We start from the raw sequence: 24944 nt of genomic DNA on the forward strand, positions 1-24944 counted from the left end.
GTCATCCTTCTGAGCAATAACCTTCATTTTCAATGTTCGCCGCATTCTTATCCATAATTTACTCACTTTCGACCGTGTTGAAACTTTTGCTATATGGACAATGTTTCGACTTCGTGACGTAGGTAAAGGTGTAAATACTGTTGGAATAGACACACAAGGTTTGCCCGTTCGCCGTGGTTGACTGCTCCGGGTTGCTCATAGTTATACGCCCGGCATTTGCACTGAACACAGCAAGAATAAATCCCATCAACAACACTCTTCTAACCATCTCTAAATCTCCATTGCAGTTGATTTCTCCCGCCTTCCTGTAAGCGGTGTATGTAGGATGCATCTCAGTTATTGATCTATAAAAACGATCGATAATATAATTTCGATCGATAAAATCTATTATTAATTTAAACGGTCATGTCTGCATACAGGAAGAAGCATGAAAAAAATTATTGCGCTACCTCTGGTGTTCTACGCTTTCTCGTCCATAGCTGGTGGTGCGGTCTCGGGCGAAATCCAACCATACCCCGATTACCTTGCTGCATATGTCAAAACGCTTGTTACTGCCGGGTGTGAACAGGCACTGAAGGGAGATTCTGAGGATGTACTGATAGAGCAGGCAACACGGGGTATGAAGAAAGATACACCGAGCTTCTACGCTGTTTACAATTCTGTCGTTGAGGGCGCTGGAGCTGGTACAGCGCTTAAAGCTAAAGGGAGGTTGATAACGAAAGATAAGATAGCCATTGATAGCTGTGGTGGGGTCGCAGCCTATATCGCGATGCAAAAAGATTTTATGAAAATGGTGGTTGATGAGATGACGACATCAGAGCAATCGCAAGCTGGTGCCGTAAAACCAAAGGTGACATCTTCTGACGAAAGCGTGTATCGGACTACGGCGAAAGAGCTGGTTGAACTTTATAAAGCTAACGAGGTTGCAGCCGATGACACCATTGGTGGTCGTAAGGTGGAAGTGACTGGAACTGTTCAGGACATAACAAAAAATTTCGCGAATGATGTAGTCCTTAAACTTGAAAGCAGTAACCGCTTTATGCCTGTCAGCCTGAGTATGTCTGATTCAGAAAAGACGAAGGCGTCGAAGCTGATAAAGGGGCAGAAGATCACCGTGACCTGCGAAAAGATGCAGCTTTTCATCGGTGCTCCGTCTGGCGGCAACTGCACCTTTAACTAATCTGTCATACAGTCTGCCGGGTAAATTCCCGGCGACTTACCCCCCCCCCGCGCTGCCGCAAAGAGTCCAGAAGCCCCTTCCCCAAATTGCACACAGAAGAAAAATATCGGCGGTACGTGGGCCGCACGGTCAAGCCCGGACTTTCTGAGGCATAAAGCCCGTTCTGGAAATACAGAAATATCAGGAAGGGTTAGTACGTACTTTAACTATAATGAACAAGTCAAAATTTTTTATCCCATTGATTCATAATAATTATTTTGAGGGTGACATTCCGTAAAGTGCTTACCGTGAATACCTCTCTGTTGAAGCTCTCATCTCTTGCTTTCTGCGTAGGTCATCATACGGAGCTTAAGTAACGTTATCCCATAGCCGTCAGTGATTCGGAATGTGTATTTTTCACCACAGTATTTGTTTAATTGCTTGAAATAATAATCAATAAGTGGGTCATAACGCTCTGAATGTAAGAGTGAGAATAGTTTCGGTAGTTCGTAGCTTAGAGCACGACCAGGCAGGGAAGAAACAATAACTCCGTTACCGCACTCAAGATCGACTAGTTTCATGTTCTGGAGATTTCGTCGTATTTCAGCAATTAGTGGTAGTAACTTCTCTTTGAACGCCAATTCATCAGATTTGAGCTTTTCTTCAGTGAGAGTCACTGAAAAAATGGTGATTAACTCACTGATAGTATAGTGATAATACTCGTTATTGAACCGAACCTTGGACGCCTCCAATAAGAGATCCAGCTCTTCCTGAATGCTATGTGATTCTGGTATTTGTATTTTGGCTAACTCATTACAGCGTTTGTCATAAAGAAAATCCAGACCATGTTTTATGTCCACAAGATGTTCAAAGCGCTCTTTGGCGTAGGCGAGGAGTTCAGCAATATTTATACCGAAACTCACATCTTCCTTGCCCACAATGTTGCTCGAAAGATTAACGGTAAAGTCAAAACCTTCGAAAGAATTCTCATGCGGCCAACTCGCGAACAGCTTTTCCTCTTTGCCGTTGCGAAGTTTTGTTGGATGAGCTCCGAACACTGATCTGATTTCGCCAAAGTAGAGGTCATCATCCTTACCTGATAAGTAAGCAACTTTCTTTTTGAAAACAGTATTCTTTCCCTTAAAGGGCCATCCTTCAAGTTTCTCACTTATCACAATGCGGTGAAGTTGCTCAATGGATTCAGTGATGATGTCGATTGAAGATATGAGGGAGTAAACTTGCATCGCTCTGATGTCGATATCATCAGATAACTCAGGGTAATTTTTTATGTATCGGATAGCTACGGTTATCCAGTCCATGCAACTGCATAATGCACCCCATCTGTTTTTACCCTTCTGATCAGAGAAGTGTGTATAAACGTAATCAAGGTTGTGGTTTACCGCCTCCCTAAGCTCATCGATGAGATACTCATTTATCTCTACGCCATAGTCCTCAAGCATCGTGTGCATAACATTCCCCCCCAGCGTACTTGTTTAAAACATAAAGTAATTCATTCAGTTCCTTTTTTAAATTTTTTCCTTTGCTGTCGTATATGGGGGGCATTTTCAATGCCCAAAATGAAAACAGCTCAGACTCGATAAGTGGAATAAATGATCATTAGGACAAAATTTCATGTTTATCAATTTGATAGTAATGCTTTGACCTTTGCGACCATGCCAACGGAACAATCACACAGTTTCGCGATCTCCGCGTATGTATTCCCGCCTTTGGTGAGGTACGACTCAACCTTGCGTCGCAGATCTGTATCCGCTGGTCTGCCTTTGTACTTATTTTCAGCCTTTGCTTTAGCAATGCCCTGTGCCTGACGTTGGCGGCGTTTGGTGTAGTCCTCGTGTGCGTAATGGGCTGCAATATCCATCATGAGGCCGTTGATAAGCTCAATGATGCGGTCACCTGCTGCGGATTTTAATGCATCGTGCGATGTAGGCAGATCCACAACAACGACTCGTAAACCTTGTTTTTTAATACGAGCCTTGAGGGCTTCATATTGTGCTGCGGGGAGTCGGGTTAAGCGGTCTATGGACTCCACCAGCAAAAAGTCGCCTTTTTTGGCTGCGGCAATCAAACGGGTAAGTTCGGGGCGCTCCAACTTGGCCCCAGAAAAGTTTTCGACATAATACTCAACACTTGTTAGCCGATGCTCTTCAACAAAGTCATTGATGGTTTCAAGTGCGCGTGTAGCGTCTTGATCGTCAGTGGATGCCCTGAGGTAAACGTGGGTCGTGATTTGGTGTGTAGTCATTGTTTTTTTTCACATTGGGTTCTCACTCTATAACTTTACGTGAATTATCTACATAGAGTCAATTTTTACTACTCATTGTGAATGACTTTGTTCACGAAAGCTGTTTTCATTTCAGGTATACCCTTTGTGAAAATAGCGATATGACCTTATCACCGAGGTGAGGCGATTATTCAGAAGAGCATTTTCCCAGCTTTCAGCCGGATTTAATCTGAGAAACTCCAGCCTATGTTGCTGCATCAGATCGCTGTGTCTAGCTGGTTGGTTTAGTTCAGCAGTGAGAATGCCTGCTTGAATTTTTATGTGCGTCTGAGCGCTGGCGGTGAGAGGTGACCATGTTAAGCAAACTTGCCACCAGCATAGTAAAGCGGTGCGCCGCTTCAGGGTTTGCACATGCGGCAACGCCTTGCATCCGTGACTTACTGACGTGCGTCACAGTAACTAACGTTGTATATAAAAGATGTTTTGGATTATTGGGATTATCGGGATTAAGGTGATAACCTATTGATAACACTTAATATAACAAAATTTTTCTCTGGGATTGTTCTGGGCTTTATTTCTCTAGCAAGGGATTATTGAGTTCAGGGAAAATATAAGGGGCGGTCAAGCCCCGATTAGAACGGTGTCGATGCATCGTTGTCGATCTTTAGATCTTCAATCCACTGTGCCGCCTGTTTTGGTTTCCAGTCTCGTGGGAACCAGTAACGGGAGCGATCTACACCCGGCCCGTTAGTGTATATCGGTGCCTGTCGGTAACCAAGTTCCTCCAGCTTGCGCTTTACCTTATCTGGGGGCTCTTTGAGGACGAGCTTCAGCGTATCCATTTTGAAAACCCTGTTGGATTCCAGCCAGTCGGATAACTCAATATCCAGCATTGACCGGGATTGCTCGATCATACTGTTTAAGGTCACTGTGGATTCGCAGCGGTTTGGGTTGAAGCCAGCCAGGTCATATTGCTGAAACCAGAAGTAAAGCGCATCAAGATTCCCTTCCTGTTTCAACCATGTATCCAGACGATCAAGAAATTGCGTGGTATCTTCGCGACCCTGTTGGTGCTCCAGGTATGTGACGGCATACCAACGACGCTCGTTAGCATCCAGTTTCAGTGGGCGCTTTTCATTACTGGCAAGAATAAAGCGAGTACAGGTATCAATCATCCGGGCCTGAGCATATTTTTCTTCAACCTGTTGCCGCCGCTCGGTAAGTAGTGACTTGAGCTGTGTTTGCAAAGTCTTTGACATTGACTGACAGTCATCAAGGAACACCAGCAGGCTGGATGAAAGCACTGAGCTAAACTTTCCGGTCAGCTTGTCATATGAATTAAGCAGTGATGCTTGTTTGTTCAGCAATGGATATAAGACGTTATGGAAGAAAAAGCCTTTTCCGGTCCCGGTGTCGCTTGTCAACATCAGATGCCAGCTTGGTTTTTCTTCTGGTCGCTGGAACATATGCGCTAGCCATTGGCAAACTGTATGACGCTCTTGAGCAGCAGGGAATAGGCGCTCCAGATACTCAAGCCACAGCGAAAGATCCGCGTCTGGCATGACTTCAGTCTTTGGCTCGTATGGCTGCCATGTGTTAAGCACTGGCACACCATCTGCTTCATAGATCAGCGGAACACTGCTACCCGGCGCGAAAGTCTTACCAGAAACAAATTTTAAACCCTGAACAAGGGCTTCGTGAACTATAGCCGGATTTGGCTTCACGTTTACTTCAGGCTGCTTTTTGTACCATTGAAGAAATAAGTTGTACTCTGAATGATAGGGATAAGTTTTATCTGTCCCAATGCTGTAAAGCTCCGGTCCCTGTGGGCGGTTGAGGTAAATATACCCCCTTTCTTTCATGTAATTGGCAAAATTGAGGGCATGTAACTTCTTTGTTTCTTCCTGCTCACTATCGTAAGCGTCCACATCATTTGCGGCGTGATCTTCGGTCAGGTTATTTGCTGTCTGGTTCTGCATGTATCCTCCACTGAGGTGTTAAAAATACCATCGATAAGGTCGATATAGTTTTCCGGGGCGCTGGCGATTTCAGTAAGTAGGCGACGTAAAAAAACTGGCAGTGGCATATCTCCGCGTGCAGAGGTCAGCCAATCGGCGGTCGCACCTGTCACCGTAATATCGTAAATTTTCATAGCTGCTTCTCCGCACCAACAGGTATTGATCTGTAGCGTTCAGGGTCTGCTTCCTTTAGCCTTCGCGCGGCGGCTATAGCTCGGGTCAGAGCATCAGGATCAATGATGACCTCAGGGCATTCGCGGCTCTGTTTAGAAGATGTCATACCCCCCCTGCGTAAGCAGATTACGAAGCTGTTGTTTCATTGCTGACACATCGGCGGCGGCTTGCTCTTCAGCTCTACGTTTAACGTCGTCAGAAGCATCATTCATCAACTCCTCGATTTCAACTTCCATTGTGTCAAACAGTGACGTGCGGTAGTCCTCGGAGACTTTGTTTCGTAAATACTCAAGTTCCTGCTCAATCAATAAGTCTGGCTTTTGCAAAGTAACGGAAATCATCGATGAGTTGGCAATAACTGAAGCAGGCCCAGCAAGATGAAACCTCCAGCCTTCAAGGATCAGGCTCTGGAATTTATCCACCAGCCGCGCTGGGATATCAGTAAAATTCTGATATCGGTTATAGCGGGCTTCAGCGTTTTCAATACGGCGGTGCAGTGCTTCGGGGTCGGGTTGGTATCTGGCTGCAATCTCGTCAATAAAGGATTGTAGCTCCGGTGAAATTGCATTCTGAGTGCTTTTTTTCGTTGCCATAGTTGGTCTCCGTAATCGGTGAAAGTTGGGCAAAAGTGATCGCTGGCGCTAACTTGCGTCAGTAGTACCGTTTTTGAGCAGTTATGTTGTGTTTAGTAAGCGGCGTTAAACGTCTGGTTGCATGTAGGACAATAGTTCGGTCGTCCAGCTATCAGAAGATACCAGCGGCACACACTCGAACGGTCAACAATGAAATCCACCAGCCCAAAATCGGCAAATGCGGATAAATTTCTGTGCGTTGTCGATAAAGGAATATTCACCAATCGTGACAGGTCGAAAGCTGTTAACGGGATATGGTTTTGCGTCAGGTAGTGAAGAAGGTGAATTCGTGAAGTCGTCAGAGTCAGCCCGGACTTCATGAGAATGCTGACCAGCGTTTTACGTTCTTCTGAGGAAGGCGGTGAAAAAGCTGGTAGCGTTAAGGCAAAGCACAAAATGACCTCTCAATAAGTTATTCATTATAAGAGGTATTTTATCATAAAATCACCCAAATGGGAACAATTATCATTTAAAACCAATCAACACTATCAACCACTGGAAGCAAGTCAGAAACTTTCATCTTGCCTGTATAAACCTTAGTTTGTCCCTGGTTTGAATGCTCATGGCCGATTGTCTGCTGAACAAGCGTGAGGGTATGTTTTGCCTGAATTTCAGTTACGAAAGTGTGGCGTAAGCTGTGAACAATGCGCCTGTTTTTAAAATCGTCAAGGTAATCAATATTCAATTGCTCACGTATCGCGTGGAACAACCGGGTTACCTGACTTCGATTAGTAATCTCGGGAAACAGGTAAGCATCTGGCTTTTTGCCATCCAGATACAGCAAGAACCCCATGTCAAGAAGACGCTTTGCGATAGGAACCTGTCGAATGCCTGCCTCAGTTTTACTATCCCCGATCATTATGTAATGCCTCTGGCTATCCTCGTCCAACCGCACATCGGAAACTTTCAGTTTTGCGATTTCAGAGCGTCTAGCGCCAGTGTACGCCAATAGCAAAAAACCCCATTTATTCCACCCTTCCAAAGTTGCAAAGTGACATACTAATTTTCGCATTTCTGCTCGAGTGTAATAACCATAGCTGTGGCTTTTAGCTTGGTACGTAACGTTAAGTGTCGGTGATGATTCAAGAATATCCTCTTCTTTAGTCAGGTAGGTTGAAAACAACCCCTGACACAGTTTCAGATAATCTTTGACCGTTTTGGATGAAACCAGATCTTCTTCTGGGACTTCATCCAAGTCCAAACATTGCTGGATCGTCATCCGGTTATAAGGCCTCTTATTCTGACGAGGTAAACCTTCAACTACCTCAAGCAGGTTTTTAATATCACGTCGAGTAATGTCAGAAACTTGAGTGTCAGCCCCCAAAACCGCCTCTATCACTTCATAGTATTTTTCATTCCCCTGCCGAATCTTGGGAGTCCAGTCCGACTTAAATTTTACAAATCCCTTCCATGCATCGGATAAGGTTAGTTTAGAGATTAAGGGTGTTGCAGGTTTATCTTCTGCGATGGAAACGTAATCATTGTCAGGTCGCATAGAGCTAACAATCTGCCGATAATCTGAATGTCGTTGATCCAGAAAGGCTATATGTGCATCGCAGTAATGTCGCCATCGGAGATCGTACTCTGAAGCCAAATAATCAACTTCATCCTCCATGCCCGTAAGATCAAACTGGCTACCAAGTTGTTCGATAACCGAATCCAATGACAACGGGTCAGAGTCTTGTTTGAAGGTAAAATCAAGCAATTGCCCGAAATCTCTCGCATTCCGTTTTTCATCAACCAGAGAACCTGACTTTCGCAATGTACTACGCACTTTTGAGGGAATTTTTTTTGCCGCGGCGTAAAAAGCTGCCTGAATTTTGAGCAAATAACTATCAATATCGTCTTGTTCTAACTTCTTCATTTTCTGCACTATGTCCAAAAGTTGCGCTGGCTCCATCTTGGCCGATTTTACAAAAGAAATGAATATAGAGAGACGGGAAGATATAAATCTTGCTCTAGTGGCTGAATCGCAGCCCAGAGACACACGAAAAAAACCACCTGAGGGTAGTCTGAAATGAAGGCTGTAGCGATTGCCACGCTTTAGGATGTTGGGGATGGAACAGCCGTTGGTGTGTCTCTTTTGTATCACAGTCTGTGTCACAGTTTTGCCTTAGAAAGCCTGAGACACACCAACGTATTGTTTTAGAAGAAGTTGAAGCTGACCGATAAGCCGGGTTCTGTCGTGGACAGTCATTCATCTAGGCCAGCAATCGCTCACTGGCTCAAGCAGCCTACCCGGGTTCAGTACGGGCCGTACCATGTGAACCCCTATTTGGCCTTGCTCCGGGTGGAGTTTACCGTGCCACGGACTGTTACCAGCCGCGCGGTGCGCTCTTACCGCACCCTTTCACCCTTACCTGATCCCGCTTGCGCGGGCCATCGGCGGTTTGCTCTCTGTTGCACTGGTCGTGGGTTTCCCCCCCAGGCGTTACCTGGCACCCTGCCCTATGGAGCCCGGACTTTCCTCCCCTCCGCCCGTCTCCCCCCGAAAGGGGACGACGACGAAGCGGCGACTGTCTGGTCAGCTTCGGCGCGCAGTATAGAGGGTTTGTGCCCCGCTGTCACCCTTGGGCGTGCATCCCTATCTGCAAAGTGGCGGCGATATTGCGCGAGGCGCGGTAAATATTGTCAAACGCCCCACGGTAAGCCTCTTCCAGCGACTCGACGCGGCTCAGCACGCTGAATACCGCGTCGATGCCATACTGATGCACGACCCCCACATCCCGGGTCAGACTGCCGGCAATGCCGATCACCGGCTTATGGTATTTTTTGGCGATACGGGCGATACCGACGGGCACTTTGCCCTGAATGCTCTGGCTGTCAATGCGCCCTTCGCCCGTCAGTACCAGCGTGCAGTCGTGAATATGTTCTTCGAGGTTAAGTGCCTGGGTGACAATCTCAATACCGCTCTTCAGTTCCGCGCCGAGGAAGGCCATCAGGGCCGCCCCCATGCCCCCCGCGGCACCCGCACCGGGAACCTGTTTCACGTCAATTCGCAGAGATTTTTTTATCACATCGGCATAGTGGCTGAGGTTAGCGTCGAGAGTGAGGATCATCTCCTCTGTCGCCCCTTTTTGCGGGCCAAAGATACGGGAAGCGCCTCTCTCGCCAACCAGCGGATTCGTGACGTCGCACGCGACGTGTATTGTGCAATCTTTTAGCCTGGCGTCGAGGCCGGAGAGATCGACGCTGTTGAGCGTCATCAGGCTGCCGCCGCCATAACCCATTTCAGTGCCGTTGGCGTCGCAGAGCGTGGCCCCCAGCGCCTGCATCATTCCGGCGCCGCCGTCGTTGGTGGCACTGCCGCCAATGCCGATAATGATATGTCGGGCACCTTTATCCAGCGCGCTTAGAATAAGCTCCCCGGTACCCCGGGACGTGGTGACGAGCGGGTTACGTTGGGTGGCCGGGACCAGTGCCAGACCGCTGGCGGCGGCCATCTCAATAAATGCCGTGCTGCCATCGCCGGACATGCCCCAGCGGGCGTTTACCTGTTCACCCAACGGGCCCGTGACCCGAGCATACTGTTCTGTGCCCTGGGTGGCGGCGATCATCGCGTCAACCGTACCTTCCCCGCCGTCAGCAACCGGCACCGAAACATAAAGTGCGTCGGGGAAAATTTCCCGAAATCCTTTTTCAATCGCCTGAGCAACCCCGGAGGCAGAAAGGCTTTCTTTCCAGGAATCTGGCGCGATTACGATTTTCATAGTTGTCGCCTGTTACCGCACTCGGCAAAAATAGCGGACGCGTTCCCGCGTCCGTTTTTATTAGCGAGAGACTTCCACCTTCGCCAGTTTTTCGTAGTAGCACGCAATCGCGCTGTGGTCGGCAGTGCCCAGACCATCCGCTCGCAGGGCCTGCATCATCTCCATGACGGCGGCGGTCAGCGGCAGCTGCGCGCCCACGCCGTGGGAGGTATCCAGGGCATTCGCCAGATCTTTAATGTGCAGGTCGATTCTAAAACCGGGCTTGAAGTTACGATCCATCACCATAGGCGCTTTGGCATCCAGCACGGTGCTGCCCGCCAGGCCGCCACGGATCGCCTGATACACCAGATCAGGGTTAACGCCCGCTTTGGTGGCCAGCGTCAGCGCTTCCGACATTGCGGCAATGTTCAGCGCCACAATCACCTGGTTTGCCAGCTTGGTGACGTTACCCGCCCCGATATCGCCGGTATGCACCACGGAGCCCGCCATGGCTTTCATCAGGTCGTAGTATTTATCAAAAACAGCTTTGTCGCCGCCAACCATCACCGACAGGGTGCCGTCGATGGCTTTGGGCTCTCCGCCGCTGACCGGGGCATCCAACATATCGACGCCCTTCGCGTTTAGCGCCTCACTGATTTCACGGCTTGCCAGCGGCGCGATAGAACTCATGTCAATCACCACCAGGCCGGGTTTGGCACCGTCAATGATGCCGTTCTCCCCCAGGGCCACCTCTTTCACATGCGGGGAGTTTGGCAGCATGGTGATAATGACATCACACTGCTCAGCAATCGCTTTGGCGCTTGCTGCGGTTTCTGCACCTGCGGCAATCACCTCGGCCACGGCTTGCGGATTATGGTCTGCAACCACCAGGGAGTAACCTGCTTTGATGAGGTTTTTACTCATGGGTTTACCCATGATCCCAAGGCCAATAAAACCCACTTTCAGCGTCATAATTCGTTTCCTCAATGATGGTTATTTTTTAAAGGCGTCCGCTAACTTCTGCGTGGCCGAGCGGAATACGCCGAGGTCGCTACCGACGGCAACGAAGGTCGCGCCCCACTCCAGATAGCGGCGGGCATCAGCCTCAACCGGCGCCAGAATGCCGCACGGTTTGCCGTGCGCGTTGGCACGGGCAAAGATGTGCTGAATAGCGCGCTGCACCTCCGGATGACCCGCATTGCCCAGATGGCCGAATGCCGCAGCAAGATCGCTTGGGCCAACGAAGATGCCATCCAAACCGTCGGTGGCAGCGATAGCGTCGACGTTATCGACCCCCTGCTGGCTCTCAATCTGTACCAGGATGGTGATGTTGCTGTTGGACTGTGTGAAGTAGTCCGGGACGGTGCCAAACATGTTGGCACGATGGGAAACGGAGACCCCGCGGATCCCTTCCGGCGGATAACGTGTTGACGCCACGGCCTGCACCGCCTGCTCTTCCGTTTCCACAAACGGGATCAGGAAGTTGTAAAACCCAATATCCAGCAGACGTTTGATGATTACCGGCTCGTTGGTCGGGACGCGAACCACCGGCGCGCTATGGCTCCCTTTGAGCGCCATTAACTGCGGAATAAAGGTGCTGATATCGTTCGGCGCATGTTCGCCGTCCAGCACCAGCCAGTCGAAACCGGCCAGGCCCAGTACTTCGGTGCTGATGGGGCTTGCCAGCGCGGACCAGCAGCCAATCTGGATCTGGTGCGCCGCGAGGGCCGCTTTAAACTTATTCGGGAAGATATCATTATTCATCGCGTTTACCTTTTTAATTCCGCAGTCTTATTCAGGTTCATATTTATATTTTCAGACGCAGCGTCAGCGTTATATTTATTTCCTGACTTAATTTAGGCGTTATAAAATCGTCATTCAGTATAATCCTCACGTCATGACAGCACATTGTTTTAATGCTCAAGCATTGCGGCGTGTTTTGATAATATTTTGAGCATATGCACAATGCGATGGGCGCTGATGCACAGAATCAGGCATTGCTGGCCGGGTGGCATCTTCGCCGGGTTTAAGGAGCGATCGGGATCACATTTTGATATCTCGTCTCCTGACATTCTTTATTGACTCAAGCTGCGTCTTTATTTCTGCGATAAGAAAATAAACATCCCCTGGCTGCATTTACTATCAGACATTTTGCTGGAGAATATTGAACAATGGCCGACATTGAAATTCGACAAGCGTCGCCGACGGCGTTCTATATCAAAGTTCACGACACGGATAATGTGGCGATAATTGTTAACGACAACGGTCTAAAAGCGGGAACCCGTTTCCCGGATGGGCTGGAGCTGACTGAACATATTCCGCAGGGGCATAAAGTCGCCCTGGTGGATATCCCGGCCCACGGTGAAATCGTGCGGTATGGCGAAGTTATCGGGTATGCGGTTCGCGCTATTCCTCAGGGGAGCTGGATTGAGGAGTCGCTGGTTGAGCTACCCGAAGCGCCGCCGCTGAACACGCTACCCCTGGCCACCCGGGTTCCTGAGCCACTGCCCCCGCTGGAAGGGTACACATTCGAAGGGTACAGGAATGCGGACGGCAGCGTAGGCACCAAGAATCTGCTCGGTATCACCACCAGCGTGCACTGTGTGGCAGGCGTGGTGGATTACGTGGTGAAAATCATTGAGCGCGACCTGCTGCCGAAATACCCGAATGTCGACGGCGTGGTAGGTCTGAACCATCTGTACGGCTGCGGCGTGGCCATCAATGCTCCGGCGGCCGTGGTACCGATTCGTACCATCCATAACATCGCTCTGAACCCGAATTTCGGTGGCGAAGTGATGGTCATTGGTCTCGGTTGCGAAAAGCTGCAGCCAGAGCGTCTGTTGCAGGGCACCGAAGATGTGAATGCCATTCCGGTCGACGAGACCAGCATTGTTCGTTTACAGGATGCGCATCACGTCGGATTCCGTTCAATGGTTGACGATATCCTTCAGGTGGCGGAGCGCCATCTGGAAAAACTGAACCAGCGCCAGCGCGAGACCTGCCCGGCATCAGAGCTGGTGATAGGCACCCAGTGCGGCGGCAGCGATGCGTTTTCAGGCGTCACGGCGAACCCGGCGGTGGGCTATGCCTCGGATCTGTTTGTCCGTTGTGGCGCCACGGTGATGTTCTCCGAAGTGACCGAAGTGCGTGATGCCATCCATCTGCTCACCCCACGCGCCATCAATGAAGAGGTGGGCAAACGCCTGCTTGAGGAGATGGCCTGGTACGATAACTATCTCGACATGGGACAAACCGATCGCAGCGCCAACCCCTCTCCGGGCAATAAAAAAGGCGGTCTGGCGAACGTGGTGGAAAAAGCCCTCGGCTCGATTGCCAAATCCGGCCAGAGCGCCATTGTTGAAGTGCTCTCCCCGGGCCAGCGCCCCACCAGACGCGGCCTGATTTACGCCGCGACCCCGGCCAGCGACTTCGTCTGTGGCACACAGCAGGTGGCATCCGGCATTACGGTGCAGGTCTTTACCACCGGGCGCGGCACGCCGTACGGGCTGATGGCGGTACCGGTGATTAAAATGGCCACCCGTACCGAGCTGGCAAACCGCTGGTATGACCTAATGGACATCAACGCAGGCACCATTGCCACTGGCGAAGAGAGTATTGAGGATGTCGGCTGGAAGCTGTTCCACTTCATTCTGGACGTGGCAAGCGGCCGTAAGAAGACGTTCTCCGATCAATGGGGATTACATAACCAGCTGGCGGTGTTTAACCCGGCACCGGTGACGTGACCGCTTTCCCCCTCTCCCGAAGAGAGGGGGCAACTTATCCCTTCACCAACACCACATCTATCCCGCTCTTACGCAGCCCTTCCAGGCTCTCAGGCGGAATCCCTTCATCGACGATAATCATGTCGATTCTCTGGGTATCGATGATTTTATGCAGGCTCGAACGGTTAAATTTGCTGGAGTCAGTGACCACGATAATACGCTCTGCCACCTCGCACATCCGCCGGTTCAGTCGGGCTTCATCTTCATTGTGGGTACTGACGCCGCGATCGAGGTCGATGGCGTCGACCCCAAGAAAAAGCAGATCAAAGTGGTAATTCTGTAAGGACTGCTCAGCCTGATCGCCGTAAAAAGATTGCGACTGGCGGCGCAAGTGCCCACCGGTCATCAGCAGCTCCACCCCTTCCGCTTCCAGTAATGCATTCGCCACGTTCATTCCGTTGGTCATGGCAATCACATCCGTGTGCTGACGCAGCATACGGGCGATTTCAAACGTTGTGGTTCCGGAATCCAGAATGATGCGATGACCCGGCTTCACCAGCGCGGCGGCGGCCTGCGCGATACTGCGCTTAACTGCAGTATTGAGCGAACTTTTGTCCTCCACGGAGGGTTCATTGCCAGGCGCATTGCCTTCACAAATCAGCGCTCCGCCATAAGCACGAACGGCAATGCCCTGCTTCTCAAGAAACGCTAGGTCGTTACGGATCGTCACCGTGGAAACGCCATATAAATGAGAAAGATCGTTAACCTGCACGCTTCCCTGTGCCCGCAACCGCTGAATGATCTGCTCTCGCCTTTCACTGGTGCCGGTGACGCGCTTCTCCGCGGATGAATCGGTGCTGCTCATGCGAGCTCCTTAATAAATGGTCTTTCATTTCATTTCGTTTTGTCTATTAACGCCTTTCTTTTATGGGAATGCAAGCCCTGCCTGCTTCCAGTCAGCGCACTCTCTCGTCGCTGAAACCTTTCATTATGTTTCTTTTGTGAAACAGATCGGAAAACTATTATCTTTCGTTTTATTTTTATACCACCATGATGCAGGATTAAATGAAACAAAACGAAAGATGAAAACCATCACCATCCGAAATGGAGAGGAAAGTGAAACATCTGACAGAAATGGTGGAACAACATAAACGGGGGAATGCGAACGGGATTTATGCCGTTTGTTCCGCACATCCACTGGTACTTGAAGCCGCAATTCGCTACGCCCAACTGCATCACACGCCGCTGCTGATTGAAGCCACCTCTAATCAGGTGGATCAATTTGGCGGTTACACCGGTATGACACCCGCCGATTTTCACGGGTTCGTCTGTAAGCTGGCGGAATCCCTTGGTTTCCCGACATCGCAACTGATCCTCGGCGGCGATCATTTAGGGCCAAACCGCTGGCAAAACTTGCCTGCCCGGCAGGCGATGGCGAATGCCGAAGATCTGATCAGAAGCTATGTCGCTGCCGGGTTTAAAAAGATCCACCTCGACTGCAGCATGTCCTGCGAAGACGATCCAGTACCGTTAACCGACGCCATCGTTGCCGAGCGCGCGGCACGCCTGGCGAAAATTGCGGAGAAAACCAGCCTGGCGCACGCTGATGTCGCTGACCTGGTCTATGTCATCGGTACGGAAGTGCCGGTTCCGGGCGGCGCGCATGAAACGCTCACCGAGCTTGCCGTCACGACCCCAGAAGCCGCGCGTGCCACCCTTGAAGCTCACCGCCACGCGTTCGAGAAAGAAGGGTTAAGCGACATCTGGCCACGCATTATTGGCCTGGTGGTTCAGCCTGGCGTTGAGTTTGACCACGCACATGTGTGTGACTATCAACCGCAAAACGCCGTCGCCCTGAGCCATATGGTTGAAGCTTACGACACGCTGATATTTGAAGCGCACTCTACCGACTACCAGACACCGCAGGCGCTGCGCCAGCTGGTGAAAGATCACTTCGCCATCCTCAAAGTTGGCCCGGCACTGACCTTTGCCCTGCGTGAAGTGTTGTTCTCGCTGGCCGCCATTGAAGAAGAGTTGCTGCCTGCAAAAGCCTGTTCGGGCCTGCGTCATGTCCTGGAAAACGTGATGCTCGATCGCCCCGAATACTGGCAAAGCCATTATCACGGTGATGGCAATGCGCGACGCCTGGCACGCGGGTATAGCTACTCCGATCGGGTGCGCTATTACTGGCCGGACAGCCAGATCGACGAAGCCTTTGCGCGACTGGTACGCAACCTGGCAGACGAACCGATCCCGCTGCCGCTGATCAGCCAGTACCTGCCGTTGCAGTACAGCAAAGTTCGCGAGGGTGCTCTCAAGTCGACACCACGGGACCTCATCCTCGACCACATTCAGGACATACTCCAGCAGTACCATGCCGCCTGCGAAGGCGTAACGACTCAAAACGCATAATTAAAAAGAGGAAAGCGCTATGCCAAACATTGTCTTATGCCGCATCGATGAACGCCTGATCCACGGTCAGGTAGGTGTGCAATGGGTTGGGTTTGCGGGGGCCAACCTGGTGCTGGTCGCTAATGATGAAGTCGCTGAGGATCCGGTTCAACAAAACCTGATGGAGATGGTGCTCGCAGAAGGGATCGCCGTGCGTTTCTGGTCGCTGCAAAAAGTGATCGACAACATTCATCGCGCTGCCGAGCGCCAGAAAATTCTGCTGGTCTGCAAATCACCCGCGGATTTTCTGACGCTGGTCGAAGGCGGCGTGCCCATCACCCGTATCAACGTAGGAAACCTGCATTACGCCAGTGGCAAAAAACAAATTGCCAAAACGGTCTCTGTCGATGCGAACGATATCGCCGCATTTAACGGCCTGAAAGCCGCCGGAGTGGAATGCTTCGTTCAGGGTGTTCCGACTGAGACTGCTTTGGATCTCTTTAAACTGCTCTGAGGGATTCACAATGGAAATTAGTCTCTTGCAGGCATTCGCGCTGGGCATTCTCGCCTTTATCGCGGGCCTGGATATGTTTAACGGGTTAACACACATGCACCGCCCGGTGGTGCTCGGGCCGCTGGTTGGCCTCATTCTGGGCGATCTGCACACCGGTATTTTAACGGGCGGTACGCTGGAACTGGTCTGGATGGGGCTGGCTCCGCTGGCCGGCGCGCAACCGCCAAACGTCATTATCGGCACGATTGTCGGCACCACGTTTGCGATCAGCACCGGTGTGAAGCCGGATGTCGCCGTTGGGGTCGCCGTCCCGTTTGCGGTTGCGGTACAGATGGGGATCACTTTCCTGTTCTCCGTCATGTCCGGGGTGATGTCCCGCTGTGACCGCATGGCAGCCAATGCGGACACGAACGGCATCGAAAGGGTCAACTATCTGGCACTGCTGGCGCTCGGTATCTTCTATTTTCTGTGTGCCTTCCTGCCGATCTACTTTGGCGCTGAACACGCGAAAACCGCCATTGATGTGCTGCCGGAACGTCTGATTGACGGCCTCGGCGTCGCCGGCGGCATCATGCCCGCGATTGGCTTCGCCGTATTGCTGAAAATCATGATGAAAAACGTCTATATCCCTTACTTTATCATCGGCTTTGTTGCCGCAGCCTGGTTGAAACTGCCGGTGCTGGCGATTGCCGCGGCCGCGCTGGCAATGGCGCTGATTGACCTGATGCGTAAATCGCCTGAACCGGCGACACCTGCAGCCCAGAAAGAGGAATTCGAAGATGGCATCTAATCAAACTACGCTGCCTGGCGTTTCTGACCACGAAGAGACGCTGCTCACGGGCGTGAATGAAAACGTCTACGAAGATCAACATATTGGTGCCGAGCTGACGAAAAAGGATATTAACCGTGTCGCCTGGCGTTCGATGCTGCTGCAGGCCTCGTTTAACTATGAACGTATGCAGGCTTCCGGCTGGCTGTATGGCCTCCTGCCCGCGCTGAAAAAGATCCATACCAACAAGCGGGATCTGGCCCGCGCCATGAAAGGCCATATGGGCTTCTTCAATACGCATCCGTTTCTGGTGACATTTGTCATTGGCATCATCCTGGCGATGGAGCGCTCCAAGCAGGATGTCAACAGTATCCAGAGCACCAAGATTGCCGTGGGGGCACCGCTTGGCGGCATTGGCGATGCCATGTTCTGGCTTACGCTATTGCCAATTTGCGGCGGGATCGGCGCAAGCCTTGCCCTGCAAGGCTCCATACTGGGTGCGGTGGTCTTTATTGTGCTGTTTAACGTAGTGCATCTTGGCCTGCGTTTTGGCCTGGCACATTACGCCTACCGGATGGGCGTGGCAGCCATCCCGCTGATTAAAGCCAATACCAAAAAGGTCGGCCACGCGGCCTCCATCGTGGGGATGACGGTCATTGGCGCGCTGGTGGCAACCTACGTACGTCTCAACACCACGCTTGAAATCAAGGCCGGGGATGCGGTGGTCAAGCTGCAAGCCGACGTTATCGACAAACTGATGCCCGCTTTCCTGCCGCTGGTCTATACCCTGACCATGTTCTGGCTGGTTCGTCGCGGCTGGACCCCACTGCGCCTGATCGGTATCACCGTTGTGCTGGGGGTTGTCGGTAAGTTCTGTCACTTCCTGTAAAGCAAAGAGGTCGCAATGTTGGGCATTATTTTGACGGGTCACGGCGGGTTTGCCAGCGGGCTTGAACAGGCGATGAAACAAATCCTCGGCGAGCAGCCGCAGTTTATCGCCATCGATTTTCCTGAAAGCTCCACCACCGCGCGGCTGACCGCGCAGCTTGAACAGGCAGTCAGTGAACTGGACGGGCAGGACGATATTGTGTTTCTCACCGATCTGCTCGGGGGGACGCCGTTCCGGGTGGCATCAACACTCGCCATGAAAAGACCCGGCAGCGAAGTGATTACCGGTACAAACCTGCAGCTGTTACTTGAGATGGTACTGGAGCGCGACGGGTTAAGCAGCGAAGCCTTTCGTCTGCAGGCCCTGGAATGCGGGCATCGCGGCCTGACCAGCCTGGTGGATGAGCTGGGGCGCTGTCGTGAGGAAGCCCCCGCTGAGGAAGGGATATGAGTCAGGTGCTGCGCGCGCGTCGTCTGCTGACCGAGCAGGGCTGGCTGGAGGATCACCAGCTACGCATGGAGAGCGGAATTATCACCGCCATCGAGCCGATCCCAGCTGGCGTGCATGCCCGGGATGCCGACCAGCTTTGCCCGGCGTTTATCGATACCCACGTTCACGGTGGCGCGGGTGTGGACGTGATGGATGATGCCCCAGAGGTGCTGGACACGCTGGCGATGCATAAAGCGCGTGAAGGCACAGGGGCTTTTTTACCGACGACCGTCACCGCACCGCTGGAGACTGTCCACCGGGCGCTCGCACGCATCGCCCGGCGCTGCATGTCCGGGGGGCCTGGCGCGCAGATACTGGGCAGCTATCTTGAAGGTCCCTACTTTACGCCACAGAACAAAGGGGCACATCCGCCGGCGCTGTTTCGTGAGCTGGATGTCAGCGAACTGGACTCGCTGATTGAAGTATCGCAACACACCCTCAGGGTTGTCGCTCTGGCACCGGAGAAACCCGGTGCGTTGCAGGCCATTCGCCACCTTAAGCAGCGTGGGATACGGGTCATGCTGGGTCACAGCGCCGCGACGTACGATCAAACGCTTGCCGCTTTTGAGGCGGGCGCTGATGGGTTAGTGCACTGTTATAACGGCATGACCGGGCTCCATCATCGTGAACCCGGTATGGTCGGTGCAGGCTTGACGGACCCGCGGGCATGGCTGGAACTGATTGCCGACGGGCATCATGTTCACCCGGGCGCTTTGCGGCTGTGCACCTGCTGTGCCATAGAGCGGATCGTACTGATTACCGATGCCATGCAGGCCGCAGGGATGCCCGACGGACGTTACAGGCTGTGTGGCGACGAGGTCAACATGCACGGTGGGGTGGTACGCACCGTTTCCGGTGGGCTTGCAGGCAGCACGCTGTCTCTCGATGCCGCCGTGCGCAATATGGTGGCGCAGGCGGGAATAACGCCAGCGGATGCGATCCATATGGCCTCGCTGCACCCTGCCCGCTTGCTGGGTATTGATCACCAGCTCGGTTCCTTAAAACCGGGCAAGCGTGCCAATATGATTGCGCTGGATGAAGGTTTCCACCTTCAGCAGATCTGGATCCAGGGTTTGGCTCTCCCCCTTTAGACCTTTCATTGTCCCGTTATTGGGCCTTGCGGCAAGCGATCGCAAGGTCTTTCTTTTCCTTTCCTTAATCATTGCCTTTTCTTTGCCGATCACACTTTTCGTTTTATTTCTTTTCTTTCATTGAACTTTCGATTTCTTTTCTATAGATTTTATTTAACTGCTTAAGTGAACAAGTGAAACGAAACGAAAGATAGCGACACGTTTGCCAGCGTCTGATGTGGAATTCACACGACTAAGGACTGAGTTATGTCAGAAACCAACACTACCGCCACCACCGGCACATGGACCGAAGAAGAGATCCGTCAGCAACCCGCCAGCTGGATCCGCTCACTCAACAATATCGATAACCTGCGCGGGTCGATCGATAACTTCCTGACGCCGCTGCTGCGCAAGCGCGAGCTGCGGATCGTGTTGACGGGGGCAGGCACCTCGGCCTTTATCGGCGACATCATTTCGCCCTGGCTCGCCAGCCACACCGGGAAAAACATTACCGCCGTACCGACGACCGATCTGGTCACGAATCCGATGGACTACCTGAGCGCCGCACACCCGCTGCTGCTGGTGTCGTTTGCCCGTTCCGGCAATAGTCCGGAAAGCGTAGCCGCCGTTGAACTGGCAAACCAGTGTGTGCCGGAGTGCTACCACCTGTCGATCACCTGTAATGAGGCGGGAAGCCTTTATCAGACCGCGGTAAACAGCGATAACGCGTATGCGCTGCTGATGCCTGCCGAAACACACGATCGCGGGTTCGCGATGACCAGCAGCATTACCACCATGATGGCAAGCTGCCTGGCAGTCTTCGCCCCGGAGACCATCAACAGCCACACCTTCCGCGATGTGGCCGATCGCTGCCAGACGATCCTCACGTCACTGGGCGATTTCAGCCAGAGCGTCTTTGGCAACGATCCGTGGAAAAGGATCGTCTATCTGGGAAGCGGGGGTCTGCAGGGGGCCGCTCGTGAATCGGCGCTGAAGGTGCTGGAGCTGACGGCAGGCAAGCTGGCGGCGTTCTACGATTCCCCAACCGGTTTCCGTCATGGCCCTAAATCGCTGGTGGATCGCGAAACGCTGGTGGTGGTGTTTGTCTCCAGCCATCCGTATACGCGGCAGTACGATCTGGATCTGCTTGCTGAGCTGCGCCGCGATCGTCAGGCCATGCGCGTGGTGGCCATTGCCGCCGAAACCGATCCGGTCGTTGAGGCTGGCCCGCATATCCTGCTGCCCCCTGCCCGCACGTTTATCGATATGGAGCAGGCCTTCTGCTTCCTGATGTACGCCCAGGTCTTTGCCCTGTCTCAGTCACTTCGTGTGGGCAATACCCCGGATACGCCGTCCGCCAGCGGCACGGTTAACCGTGTCGTGCAGGGCGTCGTTATTCATCCGTGGCAGGCTTAAGAGGATCCGATCATGAGTATTATTTCGACAAAATATCTTCTTCTGGACGCCCAGGCGAAAGGCTACGCCGTACCGGCGTTCAACATCCATAACGCGGAGACGATCCAGGCGATCCTCGAAGTGTGTAGTGAAATGCGATCGCCGGTGATCCTCGCGGGCACGCCGGGCACCTTTAAGCACATTGCCCTGGAAGAGATCTACGCCCTGTGTAGCGCGTACTCCACCACTTACGACATGCCGCTGGCGCTGCATCTCGATCATCATGAATCGCTCGACGACATTCGTCGCAAAGTTAACGCGGGTGTGCGCAGCGCGATGATCGACGGCAGCCACTATCCGTTTGAGCAAAACGTAAAGCTGGTGAAATCAGTGGTCGACTTCTGCCACCTCAACGATTGCAGCGTTGAGGCCGAACTGGGCCGCCTGGGCGGCGTGGAAGATGACATGAGCGTGGACGCTGAAAGCGCGTTTCTGACCGACCCGCAGGAAGCGAAACGCTTCGTTGCGCTGACCGGCGTCGACAGCCTGGCCGTGGCCATCGGAACCGCTCACGGTCTTTATACCAAACGGCCAAAAATCGACTTCCGACGGCTGGCTGAAATCCGCGACGTGGTGAGCGTACCGCTGGTGCTGCACGGGGCGAGTGATGTGCCGGATGACGATGTTCGCCGCACCATAGAGCTGGGCGTCTGCAAAGTGAACGTGGCAACCGAGCTAAAAATAGCGTTCTCTGGCGCCGTTAAGGCCTGGTTTGCTGAGAACCCGCAGGGCAACGATCCGCGTTTCTACATGCGGGTTGGCATGGATGCCATGAAAGACGTGGTCAGAAGCAAAATCACCGTGTGCGGCTCGGCGAACCGATTGCTGCTCCCGGCGGAAGCCTGATCTCATCGCATAGAACATCAGTAACTCAAAAATAACTATAAGCCTCGCAAATATGAAGGCGTGTCCTTAAGCCAGACAGCGCCTTCCATTACGATAAATAATTCCGAGGAGTCCCTACATGACACAGGAAAAGTCGTTTAAATCGAAAGCGTGGGAGTTTTTTCAGAGCCTGGGAAAGACCTTTATGTTCCCGGTCTCCCTTCTGGCCTTTATGGGGTTATTGCTGGGTATCGGTAGTTCTGTTACCAGCCCCTCCACCCTCAAAAGTTTCCCCTTTCTGGGCGGCGAATTAACTCAGCTCACCTTTGGCTTTATTGCCATGGTTGGCGGCTTCGCCTTTACCTATCTTCCCCTCATGTTTGCCATGGCGATCCCAATGGGGCTGGCCAGACGCAACAAAGCAGTGGGCGCTTTTGCCGGGTTTGTTGGCTATATGCTGATGAACATGAGCATCAATTATTACCTGATTGCGACCCACCAGCTTGCAGATGCCGCCTCCATGAGACAAGTCGGGCAATCGATGGTACTGGGCATTCAAACCCTGGAGATGGGTGTGCTGGGCGGTATCGTGGTTGGGGTCATTACCTTTTTCCTGCACGAGCGTTTTCAGGACACCGTTTTACACGACGCGTTCGCCTTCTTTAGCGGCATTCGTTTTGTGCCGATTATCACCGCCCTCACCCTCTCACTGGTGGGGCTGTTTATTCCCCTGCTGTGGGAGTACGTTGCGCTGGGTATTACCGGGATTGGCCATATTATCCAGAGCACCAGCGTGTTCGGCCCGTTCCTCTACGGCGTGGGGGTACTACTGCTCAAACCCTTTGGCCTGCACCATATTTTGCTGGCGATGGTGCGCTTCACGCCCGCGGGCGGTATTGAAATGGTCAATGGTCATGAAGTCGCCGGGGCGCTGAACATTTTCTACGCCGAACTGAAAGCGGGTCTGCCGTTCAGCCCGCACGTTACCGCGTTCCTGTCGCAGGGCTTTATGCCGACCTTTATCTTCGGCTTACCGGCAGTGGCATACGCCATCTATCGCACGGCCCGCCCGGAAAACCGCCCGGTGATTAAAGGCCTGCTGCTCTCCGGCGTGCTGGTCTCCGTCGTCACCGGGATCTCCGAGCCAATTGAATTCCTGTTCTTGTTTATCGCCCCTGCCCTTTACGCCTTCCATATTGTGATGTCGGGCCTGGCGCTGATGGTCATGGCTCTGCTGGGGGTGACCATCGGCAACACCGACGGCGGCATTCTGGATCTGCTTATCTTCGGGGTCATGCAAGGAATGTCGACCAAATGGTATCTGGTATTCCCGGTAGGCATTGCCTGGTTTGCCCTCTACTTCTTCGTCTTCCGCTGGTACATCCTCAAACACGATATTAAAACGCCGGGCCGTGAAGTGGACACCCAGGGTGCACAGCAGGCCGTCGAGGCCAATACCCGGGCACGCGGAAAATCGAAATACGATCATGGGCTTATCCTGCGTGCGCTCGGCGGTAAAGAGAACATCGAGTCGCTTGATAATTGCATTACCCGGCTGCGTCTGGTGGTGAAAGACATGAGTCTGATCGACCAGCAGGCGTTAAAAGAGGCCGGTGCATTGTCGGTTGTGGTGCTGGATGCGCACAGCGTCCAGGTGATCATCGGCCCGCAGGTGCAAAGCGTAAAAACCGGCATTGAAGCCTTAATTTAACAGGGGGTTGTGGTGTTTAATTTTGACGAAATCATTGAGCGTAAAAGCGACCGGTGTCGAAAATGGGATCACGCCTTTGTCCGCTCGCGCTTTGGTGATGTGCCTGAAGGTTTTATCCCGCTGTGGATTGCCGATATGGATTTCACCTCCCCACCTGCCGTGACAGAAGGTTTCCAGCGCATCGTGGAGCATGGCACCTTCGGCTACACCTGGTGCTTTGACGAATTTTACGATGCGGTTATCGCCTTCCAGCGCGAACGACATCATGTTGACGTCGATGAATCGTGGATCACGCTGACGTACGGTACTGTCTCCACGCTGCATTATACGGTTCAGGCGTTTTGTAAACCTGGCGACACGGTGATGATGAACACACCGGTGTACGATCCGTTTGCCATGGCCGCCCAGCGTCAGGGGGTAGCAATACTGGCAAACCCACTGTGCGTGAGGGAAAATCGCTACCAGCTTGATTTTAATCTGGTGGAAGAACAGCTCAGAACATACCGTCCAAAACTGTGGTTCTTCTGCTCGCCGCATAACCCTTCCGGCAGGATCTGGCACGCCGATGAGATACGCCAGGTGTCAGACCTCTGTCAACGCTACGGCACCCTTCTGATGGTTGATGAGGTCCACGCCGAACATATTCTGGACGGTCATTTCGTCAGCTGTCTGGCATCCGGCTGCGCGGCGCAGGACAATCTGATCCTGCTGACCTCCCCGAATAAAGCGTTCAACCTTGGCGGGCTGAAAACCTCCTACGCCATCATTCCGGATGCCACCCTGCGCCAGCGCTTTCGCCACCAGCTTGAGAAGAATGCCATCACCTCACCCAATATATTCGGGATATGGGGAATTATTCTTGCCTACCAGCATGGTTTGCCGTGGCTCGACGCGCTGAACGGCTATCTGCGCCGTAACGCTGGCTATCTGGCAGAGGCCATCCAGACCCACTTCCCGGCCTGGAAAATGATGAACCCGGAATCATCGTATCTGGCCTGGGTTGACGTCAGCGCAGATGAACGTAGCGCCACTGAATTGACCCGACATTTCGCCCATCAGGCTGGCGTCGTCCTCGAAGATGGCAGCCACTATGTCCAAAACGGCGAACACTACCTGCGCATTAATTTCGGCACCCAGCGCTACTGGCTGGAGCAGTCCATCACCCGAATGCTGAAGCATTACTAATAAGGATCTT

24 protein-coding genes and 1 other RNA gene are annotated in these 24944 nt (G+C 52.6%); 12 read left to right on the forward strand and 13 right to left on the reverse strand.

Annotated features, from left to right (window positions below):
- Positions 1-58: 58 nt before the first annotated feature.
- Entirely contained in the window at positions 59-268 is a 210-nt protein-coding gene (locus AB6731_RS16170) for a hypothetical protein (protein ID WP_274417619.1), read from the reverse strand.
- Between the two features lie 159 nt (positions 269-427).
- Here AB6731_RS16170 and AB6731_RS16175 point away from each other — a divergent pair, with 159 nt between their 5' ends.
- Positions 428-1180, forward strand: coding sequence for a hypothetical protein (locus AB6731_RS16175; protein ID WP_371006562.1), 753 nt, complete (start codon positions 428-430; stop codon positions 1178-1180).
- Between the two features lie 311 nt (positions 1181-1491).
- Here AB6731_RS16175 and AB6731_RS16180 read toward each other — a convergent pair whose 3' ends face one another.
- The 11 genes from AB6731_RS16180 to garL all read right to left on the reverse strand — a co-directional run bounded on the left by AB6731_RS16180 (position 1492) and on the right by garL (position 11678).
- A complete protein-coding gene (locus tag AB6731_RS16180) occupies positions 1492-2628 on the reverse strand; it encodes a hypothetical protein (RefSeq protein WP_371006563.1) in 1137 nt (378 codons plus the stop codon).
- 170 nt (positions 2629-2798) lie between these two features.
- Positions 2799-3422, reverse strand: coding sequence for a recombinase family protein (locus tag AB6731_RS16185; RefSeq protein WP_100124897.1), 624 nt, complete (start codon positions 3420-3422; stop codon positions 2799-2801).
- A 611-nt stretch (positions 3423-4033) separates the two neighbouring features.
- The gene (locus tag AB6731_RS16190; RefSeq protein WP_371006564.1) at positions 4034-5380 is read right to left on the reverse strand and encodes a primase-helicase family protein; all 1347 of its coding nucleotides are present in this window, start codon (positions 5378-5380) and stop codon (positions 4034-4036) included.
- Positions 5353-5553, reverse strand: a complete 201-nt coding sequence (locus tag AB6731_RS16195; RefSeq protein WP_202785670.1) for a hypothetical protein — start codon at positions 5551-5553, stop codon at positions 5353-5355. Before AB6731_RS16195 ends, AB6731_RS16190 begins: the two co-directional genes overlap by 28 nt.
- A 132-nt stretch (positions 5554-5685) precedes the next feature.
- On the reverse strand, positions 5686-6186 hold the full coding sequence (locus AB6731_RS16200; protein ID WP_371006565.1) for a hypothetical protein: 501 nt from the start codon (positions 6184-6186) through the stop codon (positions 5686-5688).
- A 92-nt stretch (positions 6187-6278) separates the two neighbouring features.
- Complete coding sequence (locus tag AB6731_RS16205; protein ID WP_371006588.1) at positions 6279-6545, reverse strand: helix-turn-helix domain-containing protein; 267 nt, start codon at positions 6543-6545, stop codon at positions 6279-6281.
- 149 nt (positions 6546-6694) lie between these two features.
- Positions 6695-8089: a tyrosine-type recombinase/integrase gene (locus AB6731_RS16210; protein WP_233456266.1), complete on the reverse strand. Its 1395-nt coding sequence runs from the start codon at positions 8087-8089 to the stop codon at positions 6695-6697.
- 289 nt (positions 8090-8378) lie between these two features.
- An RNA gene (gene rnpB, locus AB6731_RS16215) (RNase P RNA component class A) lies at positions 8379-8757 on the reverse strand.
- Between the two features lie 32 nt (positions 8758-8789).
- The gene (gene garK / locus AB6731_RS16220; RefSeq protein WP_371006566.1) at positions 8790-9935 is read right to left on the reverse strand and encodes a glycerate 2-kinase; all 1146 of its coding nucleotides are present in this window, start codon (positions 9933-9935) and stop codon (positions 8790-8792) included.
- A 60-nt stretch (positions 9936-9995) separates the two neighbouring features.
- Entirely contained in the window at positions 9996-10886 is an 891-nt protein-coding gene (garR, locus tag AB6731_RS16225; protein ID WP_041162871.1) for a 2-hydroxy-3-oxopropionate reductase, read from the reverse strand.
- A gap of 21 nt (positions 10887-10907) precedes the next feature.
- Entirely contained in the window at positions 10908-11678 is a 771-nt protein-coding gene (gene garL / locus AB6731_RS16230; protein ID WP_371006567.1) for a 2-dehydro-3-deoxyglucarate aldolase, read from the reverse strand.
- A gap of 407 nt (positions 11679-12085) precedes the next feature.
- Here garL and garD point away from each other — a divergent pair, with 407 nt between their 5' ends.
- On the forward strand, positions 12086-13657 hold the full coding sequence (garD, locus tag AB6731_RS16235; RefSeq protein ID WP_279261716.1) for a galactarate dehydratase: 1572 nt from the start codon (positions 12086-12088) through the stop codon (positions 13655-13657).
- Positions 13658-13691: 34 nt separating this feature from the next.
- On the opposite strand, the gene AB6731_RS16240 is transcribed toward garD, so the two are convergent.
- Entirely contained in the window at positions 13692-14501 is an 810-nt protein-coding gene (locus AB6731_RS16240) for a DeoR family transcriptional regulator (protein WP_121339864.1), read from the reverse strand.
- Positions 14502-14752: 251 nt separating this feature from the next.
- Here AB6731_RS16240 and kbaZ point away from each other — a divergent pair, with 251 nt between their 5' ends.
- The 10 genes from kbaZ to AB6731_RS16290 all read left to right on the forward strand — a co-directional run bounded on the left by kbaZ (position 14753) and on the right by AB6731_RS16290 (position 24934).
- Entirely contained in the window at positions 14753-16048 is a 1296-nt protein-coding gene (gene kbaZ / locus AB6731_RS16245; protein WP_371006568.1) for a tagatose-bisphosphate aldolase subunit KbaZ, read from the forward strand.
- Between the two features lie 19 nt (positions 16049-16067).
- Complete coding sequence (gene agaV / locus AB6731_RS16250; protein WP_014171751.1) at positions 16068-16541, forward strand: PTS N-acetylgalactosamine transporter subunit IIB; 474 nt, start codon at positions 16068-16070, stop codon at positions 16539-16541.
- Between the two features lie 10 nt (positions 16542-16551).
- The gene (gene agaW / locus AB6731_RS16255; protein WP_020883559.1) at positions 16552-17331 is read left to right on the forward strand and encodes a PTS N-acetylgalactosamine transporter subunit IIC; all 780 of its coding nucleotides are present in this window, start codon (positions 16552-16554) and stop codon (positions 17329-17331) included.
- A complete protein-coding gene (gene agaE, locus AB6731_RS16260) occupies positions 17321-18199 on the forward strand; it encodes a PTS N-acetylgalactosamine transporter subunit IID (protein WP_025202940.1) in 879 nt (292 codons plus the stop codon). Before agaW ends, agaE begins: the two co-directional genes overlap by 11 nt.
- 15 nt (positions 18200-18214) lie before the next feature.
- Complete coding sequence (agaF, locus tag AB6731_RS16265; RefSeq protein ID WP_138014182.1) at positions 18215-18649, forward strand: PTS galactosamine/N-acetylgalactosamine transporter subunit IIA; 435 nt, start codon at positions 18215-18217, stop codon at positions 18647-18649.
- The gene (nagA, locus tag AB6731_RS16270; protein ID WP_371006569.1) at positions 18646-19779 is read left to right on the forward strand and encodes an N-acetylglucosamine-6-phosphate deacetylase; all 1134 of its coding nucleotides are present in this window, start codon (positions 18646-18648) and stop codon (positions 19777-19779) included. The genes agaF and nagA overlap by 4 nt, the downstream gene beginning before the upstream one ends.
- 246 nt (positions 19780-20025) lie before the next feature.
- On the forward strand, positions 20026-21174 hold the full coding sequence (locus AB6731_RS16275) for an SIS domain-containing protein (RefSeq protein WP_371006570.1): 1149 nt from the start codon (positions 20026-20028) through the stop codon (positions 21172-21174).
- Positions 21175-21186: 12 nt separating this feature from the next.
- Positions 21187-22059 carry a tagatose-bisphosphate aldolase subunit KbaY gene (gene kbaY, locus AB6731_RS16280; RefSeq protein WP_014171757.1) on the forward strand — a complete coding sequence of 291 codons (873 nt, stop codon included), beginning with the start codon at positions 21187-21189 and terminating at the stop codon, positions 22057-22059.
- A gap of 118 nt (positions 22060-22177) precedes the next feature.
- Complete coding sequence (gene malX, locus AB6731_RS16285) at positions 22178-23749, forward strand: maltose/glucose-specific PTS transporter subunit IIBC (RefSeq protein WP_020883553.1); 1572 nt, start codon at positions 22178-22180, stop codon at positions 23747-23749.
- 12 nt (positions 23750-23761) lie between these two features.
- Positions 23762-24934 (forward strand): MalY/PatB family protein, encoded by a 1173-nt coding sequence (locus AB6731_RS16290; protein WP_068795047.1) that lies wholly within the window; start codon positions 23762-23764, stop codon positions 24932-24934.
- The last annotated feature ends 10 nt before the right edge of the window (positions 24935-24944 follow it).

Source organism: Enterobacter sp. RCC_40 (genome assembly GCF_041360735.1).
GTDB lineage: Bacteria > Pseudomonadota > Gammaproteobacteria > Enterobacterales > Enterobacteriaceae > Enterobacter > Enterobacter ludwigii.

What these genes read in the sequence shown, in the direction of transcription:
- AB6731_RS16170 (WP_274417619.1), bottom strand. Translation starts at nt 268, where the DNA reads ATGGTTAGAAGAGTGTTGTTGATGGGATTTATTCTTGCTGTGTTCAGT.
- AB6731_RS16175 (WP_371006562.1), top strand. Translation starts at nt 428, where the DNA reads ATGAAAAAAATTATTGCGCTACCTCTGGTGTTCTACGCTTTCTCGTCC.
- AB6731_RS16180 (WP_371006563.1), bottom strand. Translation starts at nt 2,628, where the DNA reads ATGCACACGATGCTTGAGGACTATGGCGTAGAGATAAATGAGTATCTC.
- AB6731_RS16185 (WP_100124897.1), bottom strand. Translation starts at nt 3,422, where the DNA reads ATGACTACACACCAAATCACGACCCACGTTTACCTCAGGGCATCCACT.
- AB6731_RS16190 (WP_371006564.1), bottom strand. Translation starts at nt 5,380, where the DNA reads ATGCAGAACCAGACAGCAAATAACCTGACCGAAGATCACGCCGCAAAT.
- AB6731_RS16195 (WP_202785670.1), bottom strand. Translation starts at nt 5,553, where the DNA reads ATGAAAATTTACGATATTACGGTGACAGGTGCGACCGCCGATTGGCTG.
- AB6731_RS16200 (WP_371006565.1), bottom strand. Translation starts at nt 6,186, where the DNA reads ATGGCAACGAAAAAAAGCACTCAGAATGCAATTTCACCGGAGCTACAA.
- AB6731_RS16205 (WP_371006588.1), bottom strand. Translation starts at nt 6,545, where the DNA reads ATGAAGTCCGGGCTGACTCTGACGACTTCACGAATTCACCTTCTTCAC.
- AB6731_RS16210 (WP_233456266.1), bottom strand. Translation starts at nt 8,089, where the DNA reads ATGAAGAAGTTAGAACAAGACGATATTGATAGTTATTTGCTCAAAATT.
- garK (WP_371006566.1), bottom strand. Translation starts at nt 9,935, where the DNA reads ATGAAAATCGTAATCGCGCCAGATTCCTGGAAAGAAAGCCTTTCTGCC.
- garR (WP_041162871.1), bottom strand. Translation starts at nt 10,886, where the DNA reads ATGACGCTGAAAGTGGGTTTTATTGGCCTTGGGATCATGGGTAAACCC.
- garL (WP_371006567.1), bottom strand. Translation starts at nt 11,678, where the DNA reads ATGAATAATGATATCTTCCCGAATAAGTTTAAAGCGGCCCTCGCGGCG.
- garD (WP_279261716.1), top strand. Translation starts at nt 12,086, where the DNA reads ATGGCCGACATTGAAATTCGACAAGCGTCGCCGACGGCGTTCTATATC.
- AB6731_RS16240 (WP_121339864.1), bottom strand. Translation starts at nt 14,501, where the DNA reads ATGAGCAGCACCGATTCATCCGCGGAGAAGCGCGTCACCGGCACCAGT.
- agaV (WP_014171751.1), top strand. Translation starts at nt 16,068, where the DNA reads ATGCCAAACATTGTCTTATGCCGCATCGATGAACGCCTGATCCACGGT.
- agaW (WP_020883559.1), top strand. Translation starts at nt 16,552, where the DNA reads ATGGAAATTAGTCTCTTGCAGGCATTCGCGCTGGGCATTCTCGCCTTT.
- agaE (WP_025202940.1), top strand. Translation starts at nt 17,321, where the DNA reads ATGGCATCTAATCAAACTACGCTGCCTGGCGTTTCTGACCACGAAGAG.
- agaF (WP_138014182.1), top strand. Translation starts at nt 18,215, where the DNA reads ATGTTGGGCATTATTTTGACGGGTCACGGCGGGTTTGCCAGCGGGCTT.
- nagA (WP_371006569.1), top strand. Translation starts at nt 18,646, where the DNA reads ATGAGTCAGGTGCTGCGCGCGCGTCGTCTGCTGACCGAGCAGGGCTGG.
- AB6731_RS16275 (WP_371006570.1), top strand. Translation starts at nt 20,026, where the DNA reads ATGTCAGAAACCAACACTACCGCCACCACCGGCACATGGACCGAAGAA.
- kbaY (WP_014171757.1), top strand. Translation starts at nt 21,187, where the DNA reads ATGAGTATTATTTCGACAAAATATCTTCTTCTGGACGCCCAGGCGAAA.
- malX (WP_020883553.1), top strand. Translation starts at nt 22,178, where the DNA reads ATGACACAGGAAAAGTCGTTTAAATCGAAAGCGTGGGAGTTTTTTCAG.